Genomic DNA, 13,668 nt, shown 5'->3' on the forward strand with positions numbered 1-13,668 from the left:
CTGGGCAGGGATTACAGCGAGTCGATGAAGCTGCGCAGCTTGTCCGAGCGGCTGGGGTGCTTGAGCTTGCGCAGCGCCTTGGCTTCTATCTGGCGGATGCGTTCGCGCGTCACGTCAAACTGCTTGCCCACTTCTTCCAGCGTGTGGTCGCTGGTCATCTCGATACCAAAGCGCATGCGCAGCACCTTGGCTTCGCGCGGGGTCAGGCCATCCAGGATGTCCTTGACCACGTCGCGCAGGCCGGCCTGCATGGCGGCTTCGATGGGCGCGGTGTTGGCGCCGTCTTCGATGAAGTCGCCCAGGTGGCTGTCGTCGTCGTCCCCGATCGGCGTTTCCATGGAGATCGGCTCTTTGGCGATCTTCATAATCTTGCGGATCTTGTCTTCGGGGATTTCCATCTTGGCCGCCAGGATGGACGCATCGGGCTCAAAACCAAACTCTTGCAAGTGCTGGCGGCTGATGCGGTTCATCTTGTTGATCGTCTCGATCATGTGCACCGGGATACGGATGGTGCGCGCCTGATCGGCAATCGAGCGGGTGATGGCCTGGCGAATCCACCAGGTGGCATACGTCGAGAACTTGTAGCCCCGGCGGTATTCGAACTTGTCCACCGCCTTCATCAGGCCGATGTTGCCTTCCTGGATCAGATCGAGGAACTGCAGGCCGCGGTTCGTGTACTTCTTGGCAATCGAGATCACGAGGCGCAGGTTGGCCTCGATCATTTCCTTCTTGGCATCGCGCGAGGTGGCTTCACCTTCGTTCATGCGCTTGTTGATGCCCTTGAGCTCGGCCAGTGGCACCACCACGCGCGACTGCAGGTCCATCAGCTTTTGCTGCAGGTCCTGGATGGGCGGGATGTTGCGCGCAATCACGGCCGACCAGGGCTTGCCAGCAGTGGCCTGCTTTTCGACCCACTGCAGGTTCAGCAGGTTGGGCGGGAAGTCCTTGATGAACGTCTCTTGGGGCATGCCGCACTTGTCCACGATGATGCGGCGCAGCTCGCGTTCCTTCTTGCGCACATCGTCCACCTGGCCACGCACCATGTCGCACAGCTTCTCGATGGTCTTGGCGGTGAAGCGGATGGTCATCAGCTCGGCCGACAGGGCCTGCTGGGCCTTCACGTACGCAGGGGTGCCATAGCCTTCCTTGTCGTACACCTTGTGGACCTTCTCGAACAGCTCGCGCAGCTTGTCGAAGCGCTCCAGCGCCTGCTTCTTGAGCTCTTCCAACTTCTTGGTCAGCGCCTTGGAGCCACCCTTGCCATCGTCGTCATCGGCTTCGTCGAATTCGTCGAAGTCTTCTTCGGCCACATAGTCGTCGGCCTCGTTGGGGTTGGAGAAGCCGTCCACGATGGTCGAGATCACGACCTTGCCTTCGCGGATGTCTTCGCCCATGTTCAGGATCTCGGCGATGGTGGCGGGCGATGCGCTGATCGCCTCCATCATGGCCATCAAGCCGCCTTCGATGCGCTTGGCGATTTCGATTTCGCCTTCGCGGGTCAGCAGCTCCACGGTGCCCATTTCGCGCATGTACATGCGAACCGGGTCTGTGGTGCGGCCGAACTCCGAGTCCACGGTGGACAGCGCGGCTTCAGCGGCTTCTTCCGCCTCTTCTTCGGTGGCGCCTGCGGGGGCGTTGTCCGTGATGATCAGCGCCTCAGCGTCGGGCGTCTGCTCGTACACCGCCACACCCAGGTCGTTCAGCGTGGTGATGACAGCTTCGAGGGTTTCGGCATCGACCAGCTTGTCGGGCAAGTGGTCGTTGATTTCAACGTGGGTGAGGTAGCCGCGCGTCTTGCCCAGCTTGATCAGGGCCTTCAGGCGCGCACGGCGCTTGGCCATGTCCTCTTCGGACAGGACGGTTTCGTCCAGGCCGAATTCCTTCATCAAGGCGCGTTCCTTCGCCTTGCTGATCTTCATGCGCAGCGGCTTGACCTTCTCAACCGTGGCTGCGGTTTCGGTGGTTTCTTCGACTTCACCTTCCAGGTCGGCCTCGATGTCGGACAGGTCGGTGTCGTCACCGCCTTCGTCGCCAGCGGCCGCAGCCTTGGGCTTGCGTCCACGCTTGGCGGGGGCTTTGGCTTCGGCGGCACCAGCGGCCTTGGCAGGGCGGCCTGGGCGCTTCTTCGGGGTATCTTCGTCGTCGGATGCTGCAGCCTTGGCGCGGGCAGGCTTTTTCTTCAGCAATTCATCGGCAGCTTTGGTCAGCTCGGCAGAACTTTTCACAGGCACAGTTTTCACTTTCTTGGCAACCGGGGCGGGCGCGGCGGCAGCTTTTTGAGAAGCAGCCTTGGCCGGGGCTTTGGCAGCGGTTTTGGTGGCAGCCTTTGCGGCGGTACCTGGAGCAGACTTGAGTGGCTTCGCGGACTTTTGAGCGGGCATGGAACAACCTCAGGATCAAAAACGGACACAAAGAAAACGCAAGCGCCTCAGGTCCCGGCGCGGGTGGCAACGCAAAGCTACGAGGGCTTTGCGCTTTGAGGGGAGGCCCTCAGGGGCAAGATGTCTGGGCGATCATTTGGTGTGCAGTCCTTGCGATGGTTGGACGGTTGTGCGCGTTTGTCACGGTGGTCCGGCTCGGAGGTGCTGCTGTCGCTCTTGCCAATAACTAACCCTACATTATACCTTTGGCGCTGATTTCAAGCCGCCTTTGCAGCCACGCCGAGTAAAACCCTGCGCTTTTGTTCCAAACCGCGGTAACGCTCCAGGGCCGTCGGGTCATCAGCCGCTTGGAGCATCAATAGCTTTTGCTGTGCCTCGATGTCCTCAATCTGCATGCGGTTGAGCAGGTCGCGCAGTTCCAGTCGCAGCTCCTGCATTGCGCCTTCGGTCTGGGCGTGCGAGCCCGTCATCACCTTGACGGCCAGCGCTTCGCATTCGTGCTCGCGCAGGCTTTCGCGCAGCACAGCCCAGGCCAAGGGGCCATGTTCATGAAACTGCGCTTCCAGCCAGCTGAACAGCGGGCCGTGGGGGGCGGGCTGCGCGCACAGGGTGGTGTGGTCGTCGTGGGTCAGCTCCTCCAGAAACGCCATGTGCGACAGCAGCAGGCGCGCAGCATGGTCCGCGCGGCTGGCCGTGGGGGTGCGTGGCAGGCGGGGCTGGGGTGGCCAGGGGGAGTCCTTGTCCTTTTTCTTCCAGTTGCTCTTCCAGTCGCCACCCTTGCGGAATGCGGGCCTGTTGTTGCCGTAGCCGCTGCCATTGCCATAGCTGCCTGGATATCCTCCGGCCGGTTCCCCTTGGGGCGGCCACGCTCCGGCATCGGGCGGGGCGTCCCAGGACGGCGGTTCGTGATCGTAGGCCGCCGGGGCCTGCCGGGCTGGCGCACTGCCTGCGCCGGGGTGGCCAGAGTAGCCAGAGTGGGAGGACCGGGGTGCCTCGCGCGACGTGGCCTGGCCCCACAGGTCGGCCAGGTCCTGGGCCTTGAGCTGGGTCAGGTCCGCCAGATCGCTGAGCACCTGGCGCTTGAGCACGCCATCGGGCAGGGCCGTCCACAGCGGGCGGGCGTTGCTGGCCATGTGGGCGCGGCCCTCGGCGGTGGCCAGATCGCAGCCATCACTTGCTGATTCAACCAGGAAGCGGCTGAGCGGCACGGCCTCGCTCACGTGCCGGGCAAAAGCGTCCGTGCCGTTGGCGCGGATGAAGCTGTCGGGGTCATGCTCTGCAGGCAAGAAGAGGAATTTGATGCTGCGCGTGTCCGTGGCGTGGGGCAGGGCGCCGTCGAGTGCCTTGCGCGCAGCGCGCCGACCTGCCGCGTCGCCATCGAAGCTGAACACCACCGATTCCGTGAAGCGCAGAAGCTTTTGCACATGTTCAGGTGTGCAGGCCGTGCCCAGCGTGGCCACCGCATTCGGAAAGCCCAGCTGCGCCAGCGCTACCACGTCCATGTAGCCTTCGGTCACCAGCGCGTAGCCGTGCTCGCGGATGGCGGTGCGCGCCTCGAAAAGGCCATACAGTTCGCGCCCCTTGTGGAACACCGGGGTTTCGGGTGAGTTGAGGTACTTGGGCTTGTCATCGCCCAACACCCGCCCGCCAAAGCCGATGCATTCGCCCTTGACGTTGCGGATGGGGAACATCACCCGGTCGCGAAACCGGTCATAGCGCTTGCCGCCATCTTCGTCGTTGACGATGACCAACCCGCTCTCTTCCAGCAGCGGGTCGTCGTATTGCGGGAACACGCTGGCCAGGCTGCGCCAGCCCTCCGGTGCGTAGCCCAGGCCATAGCGCTTGGCCACGGTGCCCGAGACGCCACGGCCTTTGAAGTAGCCGATAGCGCGTTGTGACTCGCGCAGGTGGCGGCGGTAGGCGTCGGCGGCTTTTTCGAGCACATCGGTCAGCGTGGCCTGCTTTTGGCGGGCGGCGGCGGCGCGCTCTTTTTCCTGTGGGGAGATGTCGTCGTCCGGTACCTGCAGGCCCACCTGCTGGGCCAGATCCTGTACCGCCTCGACAAACCCCATACCCGCATGTTCCATGAGGAAACTGATGGCATTGCCGTTTTTTCCACACCCAAAGCAGTGGTAGAACTGCTTGGCGGGGCTGACGCTGAACGAGGGGGATTTTTCGCCGTGGAAGGGGCACAGCCCCATGAAATTGGCGCCACCTTTCTTCAATGGCACGTAGCGGCCCACGATGTCGACCACATCGACGCGGGCAAGCAACTCCTGAATGAAAGACTGTGGGATCGTCACACCCCGTATTGTCCGCGTAAACTATTTGTTACCAGATATTGCAGAAGCGGGGCTTTCGGCATGGCAGTCACGTTGCGGCACCAGGCGGTGGGTGGGGCAGGCACCTCGGCGCAGCACATGCTGCGGCGCCGGGATGTGGCTGTGCTGCTGCCGCTGGTGGCAACAGGCCTGTGGCCCACGGCAGCGCATGCGGCGCCGGTGCTGCGTGTGCTGTCCTGGCCCGGGTATGCCGATCCCGATATCGTGGCGGTTTTCGAGAAGCGCCATGGCGCCAAGGTGGAGATCACCACCGTCGCCTCTGACGATGTGCTGCGTGCCAAGCTGGCCAACCCTCAGGGAGCCGGTTTTGATCTGGTGGCCGCCAATACGGCCGAAATTGCGCGGCTGGTGGCCCGCCGGCTGCTCGCACCGTTGCCCGTGCACAACATCCCCAACACCGAGCGGCAGCTGCCGCGCTTTCGGCAACTGCATGCCATCGCTGGCATTGCGCAGGGTTCGGACGTGTATGCGATGCCCTACACCTATTCAGAGATGGGGCTGATCTACGACCGCCAGCAGATCACTACCCCGCCTACCTCCATTGCCGTGCTGTGGGACCCCCGCTGGCGCGGGCGCGTGCTGGCATTTGACGGCAGCAGCCACGGTTTTTCGCTGGCTGCGATGTACCGGGGGATGGCGCCGTTCCATATCCCCGCCGCGCAGTTTGGCCCGCTGGCGCGGGATCTGGTGGCCCTGCGCCGCAACGTGCGCTCGTTTTACAGCCTTCCCGAAGAGTCGCTGGAGCTGTTTCGCAAACACCGCATTGCGGTCATGCATGCCAACTATGGCCAGCAGCAGCTCAAGCAGTTGCGGGATGCGGGGCTGGATGTGGGCTACGTGGTACCGCGCGAAGGGGCGCTGGCCTGGCTGGACTGCTGGGCCATCACCCGCCGGTCCACCCAGGTGGCGCTGGCCACCGAGTGGATCAACTACATGCTCGACCCCTCCGTCAGCCGCGAACTGACCCGGCGCCAGGGCCTGGCCAACACGCTCGAAGAGCCGCCCGCGCTGTCGGGCGATGCCCCCGCAGGCGCCATTGTGTGGCTGGAGCCCGTGGAGGACGAGGCGCGCCGCGCGCAGCTGTGGCAGCGCATCCTGTCGGGCGACCGACCGAACCGGTTCTGAGCCATGAAAACCCGCATGAAATGGGGCATTGCGCTGCGGCTGGGGGTGCTGCTCGCGTCCTTCAGTGTGTTTGCGGCCATTCTTGCGGGTTACTACACCTTTGATTCCAGCCGCGCGCGCCTGCAGGGGCGGGCCGAACAGGCGTTGCTGGCCACCACGCAGGTGCTGGCGCGCCACATGCAAGCCGGCTTTGGCACCGTGGCGCGCGACACGGCTTTTCTGGCCAGTGTGGCGGCCATAGAGCAGGACAAGAACGTGCTGGCTGATGTGTTCCGTGCCAGCTTGATCACCCACCCGAGCTACCTGCAGATCCGCTTCATCGGCGTGCAGGACTTTGGCCTGGAGCTCGTACGCATCGACCGGACTGGCGACGCCTGGGTCCGCGCCAGCGAGGACGAACTGCAGGAGAAGGCCCACTTCCCCTTTGTGTTCGAAACCCTGGCGTTGGCGCCGGGCGAGGTCTATGTATCGGAGTTCGGCATCAACCACGAAGGCGCAGCCGATGCCGAGCCGCTGCCCGTGTTCAGCATGGCTTCGCCCGTGGTGCGGGGTGGCCAGGTGCGTGGCGTGGTGGTGGTGCGTGTGGCGGCGCAGCATTTCCTGCGTAGCTTCAACACAGCGCTGCCCGCTCCTTATGGTTTCTTCCTCAGCAACCGCTGGGGCGATTTTCTGGTGCACCCGGACGCCAGCCAGACCTTCGGGTTCGACCGGGGCCAGCGCATCCTGATCCAGGACAGCTTTGCGCCCGTGGCCGCACTGGTCGGGGGCCACCAGGAAGAGGTGGTGCTCAGCCTGCCGGGCACTGACGACGAAGAGGCCCGCGTCTTCTCGTTCGTGCGCATGCCCTTCGGGCGCGAGGAGGAAAAGCGGTTCATGGTGGTGGGGCTCTCGCAACCACTGGCGGCGGTCCAGGGCGAGGTGGTGAACCTGGGCAACAGCATCCTCAAGATCCTGCTGGTGCTGAGTGCCGTGGGGGTGGTGCTGGCGGCGTTGGTTTCACGCGTGGTCACCCAGCCCCTCAAAGCCATGGTGCGTGCCACGCAGGCACTGCCGCAGGGCCGTCCCCACGGCGTGCTGCCGGTGGATCGCGAGGACGAGGTGGGTGAGCTGGCGCGCAGCTTTCAAGACATGGAGCAGCAGATCCTGCGCCAGATGAACGAACTCAACGCCAGCCGCGATGCCATGGCCCACCTGGCACACCACGACGCACTCACCGGCCTGCCCAACCGCCGCATGTTCGAGCAGCGCCTGGCGCAGGCGCTGGAGCTGTCGCGCCGCAGCGGGCGTGACTGCGCGCTGCTGTTTGTGGACCTGGATGACTTCAAGGCCATCAATGACGGGCGGGGGCACGCCGTGGGCGACCTGGTGTTGCAGGCCGTGGCCCGCACCATCGTAGGCGCCGTGCGCCAGGCCGACACCGTGGCCCGGCTTGCGGGCGACGAATTCACCGTGTTGTGCGAGAACGTGGATTCCGAAGATGCGGCCCTGCAGATCGCTGCCAAGCTGGAGCAGGCCTTCGAGTCTCCGCTCGACATCGAAGGCCAGCCCTTCCCGGTGCGAGCCAGCATCGGCGTGAGTCTGTTCCCGCGCGACGCGCACGACGCGCACACGCTGCTGGCCAGCGCCGACGCGGCGATGTACCGTATCAAGCAGAGTCGCCGCCGAAGGGTTTGAGTCAGCCTGGGGCGGTAGGCTGCGTTCTGTTTACCTCTCAGCACCGACCCATGACCTCCATCTTTGACCAGCACCTGCCCCGCACCGAAGCCAACTTCGCTGCCCTGTCCCCCCTGTCGTTCATCGAACGCACGGCCGAGGTCTACCCCGACCGTCTTGCCATCGTGCACGGCACGCTGCGCCAGACCTGGGCACAGACCTACGCGCGCTGCCGCCAGCTGGCCAGCGCGCTGACCAAGGCCGGCATTGGCAAGAACGACACCGTGGCCGTGATGCTGCCCAACACCCCACCCATGGTGGAGGCGCACTTTGGCGTGCCCATGGCCGGCGCGGTGCTCAACACCCTCAACACCCGGCTCGACCCGGAGGCCATCGCCTTCATGCTCGACCACGGCGAGGCCAAGGCCGTCATCGTGGACCCGGAGTTCACCGGCACCATGGCCAAGGCACTGGCCCTGCGCACGGGCACTACCCCCATCCGCGTGATCGAGGTGCAGGACGCGCTTTATGGCCCCGCCGTTCAAAGCCTGGGCGGCACCGACTACGACGCCTTCGTGGCCAGCGGAGACGCCACCTTTGCCTGGAGCCTGCCCGCCGACGAGTGGGATGCGATAGCGCTCAACTACACGTCCGGCACCACCGGCAACCCCAAGGGCGTGGTCTACCACCACCGGGGCGCGGCCAGCAATGCCATCAGCAACGTGCTGGAGTGGGACATGCCCAAACATGCGGTGTACCTGTGGACGCTGCCCATGTTCCACTGCAACGGCTGGTGCTTTCCGTGGACCATCGCAGCCCGCGCAGGCGTCAACGTGTGCCTGCGCAGGGTGGACGCGCAGGCCATCTTCGACGCCATTCGCACCCACGGCGTAACCCACTACTGTGGCGCGCCCATCGTGCACGGCCTGCTGGTCAACGCGCCCGACGCGATGAAGGTGGGCATCCCCGCAGGCGTCAAGGCCATGGTGGCGGGCGCCGCGCCACCGGCCTCGATGATCGAGGGCATGGAAAAAATGGGGTTCGACCTGACCCATGTGTACGGCCTGACCGAGGTGTATGGCCCCGCCACCGTGTGTGCCAAACACGAAGCCTGGGATGCCCTGGACATTGGCGAGCGCGCCCGCCTCAACGCCCGCCAGGGCGTGCGCTACCACCTGGAGCGCGATGTGCGCGTGCTCGACCCCGAGACCATGCTGCCCGTGCCACAGGACGGCGAAACCATGGGCGAGATCATGTTCAAGGGCAACATCGCCATGAAGGGCTACCTCAAGAACCCCAAGGCGACGGAAGAAGCGTTTGCAGGCGGCTGGTTCCACAGCGGCGACCTGGCCGTGCAGTACCCCGACGGCTACATCAAGATCAAGGACCGCAGCAAGGACATCATCATCTCGGGCGGCGAGAACATCTCGTCCATAGAGGTCGAAGACGTGCTCTACCGCCACCCCGACGTGCTGGCCGCCGCCGTGGTGGCCAAGCCCGACCCCAAGTGGGGCGAGACGCCCTGCGCGTTTGTGGAGCTGAAGGCCGGTGCGCAGACCACGCCCGAAGACATCGTGGCGCACTGCAAGAAGCACCTGGCGGGCTTCAAGGTGCCGCGCGCCGTGGTGTTTGGCGAGCTGCCCAAGACCAGCACCGGCAAGATCCAGAAGTTTGAGCTGCGCAAGCAGGCCGGGTCGGCGGCCGCCATCAACGTCTGATCACCCGGCTCAGCCAAAACCGCACGCCAGCGTCTGCCGACCGTCCTCCAGGTTGTATTCGGACTTCCAGTAGTGCCGGTCTTCGATGGCGGTGAACTCCACGCCAGGCCCGGTCGGGTAGGCCTTCGCGAAAGGGCGGCGCAGGATCACGAGCAACTCGCACCGGGGCGGCCAGTCCGCCACCTCGTCGATAACGTTGCCCTGCGCCAGTTCGGCCTCTAGGATCACGCGCAGCGGGGCGGCCAGCGCGGCGAGAACCTGCTGGCGGCTCATGCGCAGGGCTGGCTGGCGGCAAGGGGCCTCGCCGACCGCTGGGTCGCCGCATCGTCCAGCAGCCGCTGCAGCGCCTGCACCTGCCACTGGTGCTCCGGCTCAAACGCCGAGAGGTCTTGCACCGCATACCCGCCATAGGCATACACCGTGGCATAGGCCGCGTAGCTGGCGGCCTCCAGCGCCCGGCCCGCCAGCGCGTTGGCCACAGCGTAGGTGGCCGACACGGCGGCATGGGCCGACCCGTCTAGCGACTGCGAGCCCCGGTGGTGCGAGGCCACCGCTTTCAGCCGCTCTGCTGCGTTGGCCAAAGTGGCCGCATCCACCGTGCCCGCCGTGAACGCGGCCAGCACGTCGAGGCCCTCGATGGCCTCCGGATCTTCCAGCAGATGGCGCACGCGCTGCACACAGGCCAGGCCAAAGGCCAGGCGCAGCGGGGTGTGGGCGTCGCTGGCCAGCCCGCAGTCGGTTGCCAGTTGGGTGAGAGCGGCGTTCATGGTGTGAGTCCTTTCCGGCGGCTGATTAATTTGCAGAGCTTTGCTATCAATTAAATAGCTGTTTGCGCAATCAGGATAAGCGCCAGGGCCTGTTTTTATCAAAATCCTGGCGCTGCGCAGCCGGCGCAGGAAATTGTGGCGGCCCGTGGGCCGCGCGTCCAGCCGGGCAGAGGAGGTGGCGGCTTAGCTCGCTATGCTGCAAGGCCCTCCAGCCAGACCCGTGGCGACATGCCCACCTTCTGCGCAAACACGCGCGACAGCGCCGAGGGGTTGGCGTAACCCAGCTCGTTGGCAATCGACTTCAACGACCGTCCGCCGCGCAGATGGGCCTGTGCCAGCGTCAGCCGCCAGTGCGCCAGGTAGTCGGCGGGGGTGTCGCCCACCACCGCCTTGAAGCGGGCCGCAAACGCACTGCGCGACATGCCTGCCTGCTGCGCCATCTGCGCCAGGCTCCATGGCTGGCCCGGCGCATCGTGCAAGGCGGTGAGGGCGCGGGCCAGGGCAGGGTCGGCGAGACCCGTGAGCAGGCCGGGCGGCATGTGCGCCTGCTCAGGGTGGTCCAGCAGCCAGCGCAGCAGTTGCAGCAGCACCACTTCAAACAGCCGGTCGGCCAGCACGCGGTGGCCGCAGCGCAGGCGGTCGGTTTCGGCAAACAGCAGGTCAAGGGACTGCTGCAGCCCGTCCACCTTGCCCAGGGGCAGCAGCACCAGCGGGGGCAGGGCGCGGGCCAGCGGGTGGCTGGCACCACCGTCAAAGTCCAGCGCCGCGCAGGTGAAATCCGAGCCCTCCGTGGGCGCGTTGTGAAAAAAATGCTCCAGCGGTCGGGCGTAGAAGAGCAGGCTGGGCTCAGCTACCTCCAGCCGCTCCGGTGGCCCCGCCTGGGGCTGGTGCGTCACCACCATCTCGCCACGGCGCAGCACATGCAGAAACCCGCGCCCGGGCGCCGCCGCAAAGTGGGTCACGCCGCACAGCGGGCCACTGTGGAACAGGTGGGCGCGCACCCGAAAGCGCTCCAGCAGCGACGACAGCCGGTCAAACGGAGCGGGTGCCTGCGTTGGCAGAGGCGTGGTGCAAGTGTCGCGGGCATTCATGGTGATTCTGGATGATTGGGTATGAATAATGGATTTTATGTGTCCAATGGTACGAGCTGACGCTGGACACTGCAAGGGTGCTGAGAACAGGCACCCGGTGCTTAACCCCTTAACCAAGCACCGGCCCTTTAAACCAAACCGTCTTTCATGACCTTCAAGGAAATCCACACCATGTCCGCTAACTCATCTTCCGTTGCCCGCGTCCCCCTCGTTGACCGCACCGCCGCCACCGGCCCCGTGCGCACCGTGCTCGACCAGATCCACGGCGCTTTCGGTGCCACCCCCAACATGTTCCGCGCGGTGGCCAACTCGCCTGCCGGGCTGCAAAGCATGTGGGCCGCCTTTGGTGCGCTGGGTGGCGGCGTGATCGGTGCCGCACTGGGCGAGCAGATCGCCGTGGCCGTGGCCAACCGCAATGCCTGCGACTACTGCCTGGCCGCCCACACCGCGCTGGGCCGCAAGGCAGGCGTGAGCGGCGACGATTTGGCCGCCGCGCAGTCGGGCGAATCCGCCGACCCGCGCACCGCCGCCGTGCTGCGCTTTGCGCTGAAGCTGGTCAATGAACGTGGCCAGGTGGATGCCACCGATGTGCAGGCGCTGCGCGACCACGGCTGGAGCGACGAGCACATCGTCGAGATCGTGGGCCATGTGGCGCTCAACCTGTTCACCAACTACGTGAACGTGGCGCTCGCGGTGCCGGTGGATTTCCCCGGCGTCAAGCTGCGTCCCGCACGCTGAACAAAGGAGCGGCGCGTGTCTTGCCTACGGGCCGGATTGCGCTCCGCCCCTGGCACGACACTCCCAATGCCGGACTCCATGTGTGCGCTTTTTGCACGCGTGACCTGCCGCAAAGTCGTTTGTCGGGGCGGCGGGCCTGCCGCACCATGGCCGTTCCCTTGCCACCCTACCCCAAGGAAGCTACCGCCATGACACCCACCCGCGACGAGCATGCCATCGACACCCTGCCACGCCTGGAGGCCTTGCTGGGCCCACTCAGCGACGCCTCCGTCCACAAAGAGCTCCCGTATGTGCACCCCGCCTACCGCGCCATGATCGCGGCGTCGCCCTTTGCCGTGCTGGCCACCACCGGCCCTGGCGGGCTGGACGCCTCGCCGCGTGGTGACCCGGCGGGCTTTGTGCAGCTGCAGGACGATAAGACTCTGCTCCTGCCCGAGCGCCGCGGCAACAACCGCGCCGACAGCCTGCGCAACATCGTGGCAGACCCGCGCGTGGCGCTGCTGTTTCTCATCCCCGGCGTGGGCGAAACCCTGCGCGTCAACGGCCACGCGCGCATCAGCGTGGCGCCCGACCTGCTGGTGCGGTTCGTGGTCAACGGCCAGTCGCCCAAATGCGTGATCGTCGTTGATGTGCAAGCCGTGTACTTCCAGTGCGCCCGCGCCATCCAACGCTCGCGCCTATGGAGCGCTGTACCGCCTGGCACCCCGCGCACGGTGCCGACCCCTGGTGCCATCCTCGCGTCCATCACGCAGGGCCGGTTTGACGGCGCCACCTACGACCGCGAACTGCCCGCGCGCCAGCAAGCCACGTTGTATTGATGGACAAGGTGTGTGCGGGCCAAGGTGCTCCTGTGCTCGAGTGCGCCTGCGAACCAACCTGCACAATGGACACGGCTGGCTCACCAGCCCCTTAAAACGAATTGCGTGTCTGCGATCACCGAAGCCGTTCAGGCGGAGCTCGTCGAAGCCTTGTGCAGCGCTCCGACAAGCTCAGCGTGAGCGGATTGTTGAACGCAGCCGATAGCAGTGGAGGTGCAATGGATTCCGTGCTGTTGATCGTAGCCCTGGGCGCCGTGGCCGCCGGGTTTGTGCAGGGCCTGTCGGGCTTCGGCTTTGGCATGGTGGCCATGTCGTTCTGGGCCTGGACGCTGGAACCCCGCCTGGCCGCGCTGCTGGCGGTGTGCGGCGCGCTCACCGGCCAGCTGGTGGCGGCGGCCACCGTGCGCCGGGGGTTTGACCGGGTGCGCCTGCTGCCCTTTGTGCTGGGTGGCCTGGTGGGCATCCCCATTGGCGTGGCCGTATTGCCCCGGCTGGACATGGACGCGTTCAAGGTCATCCTGGGCACGCTGTTGGTGCTTTGGTGCCCAGCCATGCTGATGGCCAAACAGCTGCCCCGCATCACGCGCGGCGGGCGCGTGGCCGACGCGCTGGTGGGCATGGCGGGCGGCGTGATGGGAGGCCTGGGCGGCTTCACCGGCGTGCTGCCCACCCTGTGGTGCACCTTGCGCGGTCTGGACAAGGACGTGCAGCGCGCCATCATCCAGAACTTCAACCTGGCCATGCTGCTGGTGACCTTCATCACCTACCTGGCCACCGGCCTCGTCACTCGCGAGGCGCTGCCGCTGCTGGCCATTGTGGTGCCCGCCATGCTGGTGCCCGTGCTGCTGGGAGCGCGGCTGTACCACGGTATCAGCGACGCGCGGTTCCGGCAGATCGTGCTGGGCATGTTGACCTTGTCGGGCGTGGCGATGCTGGTGGCCAGCTTGCCCAAGGTGCTGGCGCGGCTCGCATAGGGTTCCTTTTGCGTGGGCCGCGCCCGGTGGCCATCCTGTTGTCGACTTGCCGCACATGCCC

The 13,668-nt window shown here is 65.7% G+C and carries 11 protein-coding genes; 6 read left to right on the forward strand and 5 right to left on the reverse strand.

Translation table 11 applies throughout. The annotated features are described in order from the left end of the window. Positions 1–11: 11 nt before the first annotated feature. Positions 12–2,381, reverse strand: a complete 2,370-nt coding sequence (rpoD, locus tag ACODS0_RS24630) for an RNA polymerase sigma factor RpoD (protein WP_488837767.1) — start codon at positions 2,379–2,381, stop codon at positions 12–14. 257 nt (positions 2,382–2,638) lie between these two features. Next, complete coding sequence (gene dnaG / locus ACODS0_RS24635) at positions 2,639–4,684, reverse strand: DNA primase (protein ID WP_487256122.1); 2,046 nt, start codon at positions 4,682–4,684, stop codon at positions 2,639–2,641. Between the two features lie 60 nt (positions 4,685–4,744). Here dnaG and ACODS0_RS24640 point away from each other — a divergent pair, with 60 nt between their 5' ends. From ACODS0_RS24640 to ACODS0_RS24650, 3 genes are read left to right on the forward strand one after another with little or no spacing between them, the layout of a single operon-like run. Beyond that, a complete protein-coding gene (locus tag ACODS0_RS24640; protein WP_488837769.1) occupies positions 4,745–5,848 on the forward strand; it encodes an ABC transporter substrate-binding protein in 1,104 nt (367 codons plus the stop codon). A 3-nt stretch (positions 5,849–5,851) separates the two neighbouring features. Then, positions 5,852–7,522 carry a diguanylate cyclase domain-containing protein gene (locus ACODS0_RS24645; protein WP_488837771.1) on the forward strand — a complete coding sequence of 557 codons (1,671 nt, stop codon included), beginning with the start codon at positions 5,852–5,854 and terminating at the stop codon, positions 7,520–7,522. A gap of 50 nt (positions 7,523–7,572) precedes the next feature. After that, positions 7,573–9,219, forward strand: coding sequence for an acyl-CoA synthetase (locus tag ACODS0_RS24650; protein ID WP_488837773.1), 1,647 nt, complete (start codon positions 7,573–7,575; stop codon positions 9,217–9,219). 9 nt (positions 9,220–9,228) lie between these two features. Here ACODS0_RS24650 and ACODS0_RS24655 read toward each other — a convergent pair whose 3' ends face one another. The 3 genes from ACODS0_RS24655 to ACODS0_RS24665 all read right to left on the reverse strand — a co-directional run bounded on the left by ACODS0_RS24655 (position 9,229) and on the right by ACODS0_RS24665 (position 11,077). Continuing rightward, positions 9,229–9,492: a hypothetical protein gene (locus ACODS0_RS24655; protein WP_055398673.1), complete on the reverse strand. Its 264-nt coding sequence runs from the start codon at positions 9,490–9,492 to the stop codon at positions 9,229–9,231. Beyond that, positions 9,489–9,986, reverse strand: coding sequence for a hypothetical protein (locus ACODS0_RS24660; protein WP_488837775.1), 498 nt, complete (start codon positions 9,984–9,986; stop codon positions 9,489–9,491). The genes ACODS0_RS24655 and ACODS0_RS24660 overlap by 4 nt, the downstream gene beginning before the upstream one ends. Before the next feature lie 191 nt (positions 9,987–10,177). Further along, complete coding sequence (locus ACODS0_RS24665; RefSeq protein WP_121420616.1) at positions 10,178–11,077, reverse strand: helix-turn-helix transcriptional regulator; 900 nt, start codon at positions 11,075–11,077, stop codon at positions 10,178–10,180. Positions 11,078–11,248: 171 nt separating this feature from the next. On the opposite strand from ACODS0_RS24665, the gene ACODS0_RS24670 reads away from it, so the two are divergent. The 3 genes from ACODS0_RS24670 (at position 11,249) to ACODS0_RS24680 (ending at position 13,607) form a co-directional block, all read left to right on the forward strand. Beyond that, the gene (locus ACODS0_RS24670) at positions 11,249–11,815 is read left to right on the forward strand and encodes a carboxymuconolactone decarboxylase family protein (RefSeq protein WP_121508637.1); all 567 of its coding nucleotides are present in this window, start codon (positions 11,249–11,251) and stop codon (positions 11,813–11,815) included. A gap of 188 nt (positions 11,816–12,003) precedes the next feature. Beyond that, positions 12,004–12,633: a pyridoxamine 5'-phosphate oxidase family protein gene (locus tag ACODS0_RS24675; RefSeq protein WP_121422789.1), complete on the forward strand. Its 630-nt coding sequence runs from the start codon at positions 12,004–12,006 to the stop codon at positions 12,631–12,633. 218 nt (positions 12,634–12,851) lie between these two features. After that, entirely contained in the window at positions 12,852–13,607 is a 756-nt protein-coding gene (locus ACODS0_RS24680; protein ID WP_056743307.1) for a sulfite exporter TauE/SafE family protein, read from the forward strand. The last annotated feature ends 61 nt before the right edge of the window (positions 13,608–13,668 follow it).

The sequence above is a fragment of the Acidovorax sp. FG60 genome (assembly GCF_057808995.1).

Bases quoted from the DNA above. Each gene is read 5' to 3' on its own strand.
- ACODS0_RS24660 (WP_488837775.1), bottom strand. From the start codon at position 9,986: ATGAACGCCGCTCTCACCCAACTGGCAACCGACTGCGGGCTGGCCAGC.
- ACODS0_RS24645 (WP_488837771.1), top strand. From the start codon at position 5,852: ATGAAAACCCGCATGAAATGGGGCATTGCGCTGCGGCTGGGGGTGCTG.
- ACODS0_RS24675 (WP_121422789.1), top strand. From the start codon at position 12,004: ATGACACCCACCCGCGACGAGCATGCCATCGACACCCTGCCACGCCTG.
- ACODS0_RS24680 (WP_056743307.1), top strand. From the start codon at position 12,852: ATGGATTCCGTGCTGTTGATCGTAGCCCTGGGCGCCGTGGCCGCCGGG.
- ACODS0_RS24650 (WP_488837773.1), top strand. From the start codon at position 7,573: ATGACCTCCATCTTTGACCAGCACCTGCCCCGCACCGAAGCCAACTTC.
- ACODS0_RS24665 (WP_121420616.1), bottom strand. From the start codon at position 11,077: ATGAATGCCCGCGACACTTGCACCACGCCTCTGCCAACGCAGGCACCC.
- ACODS0_RS24670 (WP_121508637.1), top strand. From the start codon at position 11,249: ATGTCCGCTAACTCATCTTCCGTTGCCCGCGTCCCCCTCGTTGACCGC.
- ACODS0_RS24640 (WP_488837769.1), top strand. From the start codon at position 4,745: ATGGCAGTCACGTTGCGGCACCAGGCGGTGGGTGGGGCAGGCACCTCG.
- ACODS0_RS24655 (WP_055398673.1), bottom strand. From the start codon at position 9,492: ATGAGCCGCCAGCAGGTTCTCGCCGCGCTGGCCGCCCCGCTGCGCGTG.
- rpoD (WP_488837767.1), bottom strand. From the start codon at position 2,381: ATGCCCGCTCAAAAGTCCGCGAAGCCACTCAAGTCTGCTCCAGGTACC.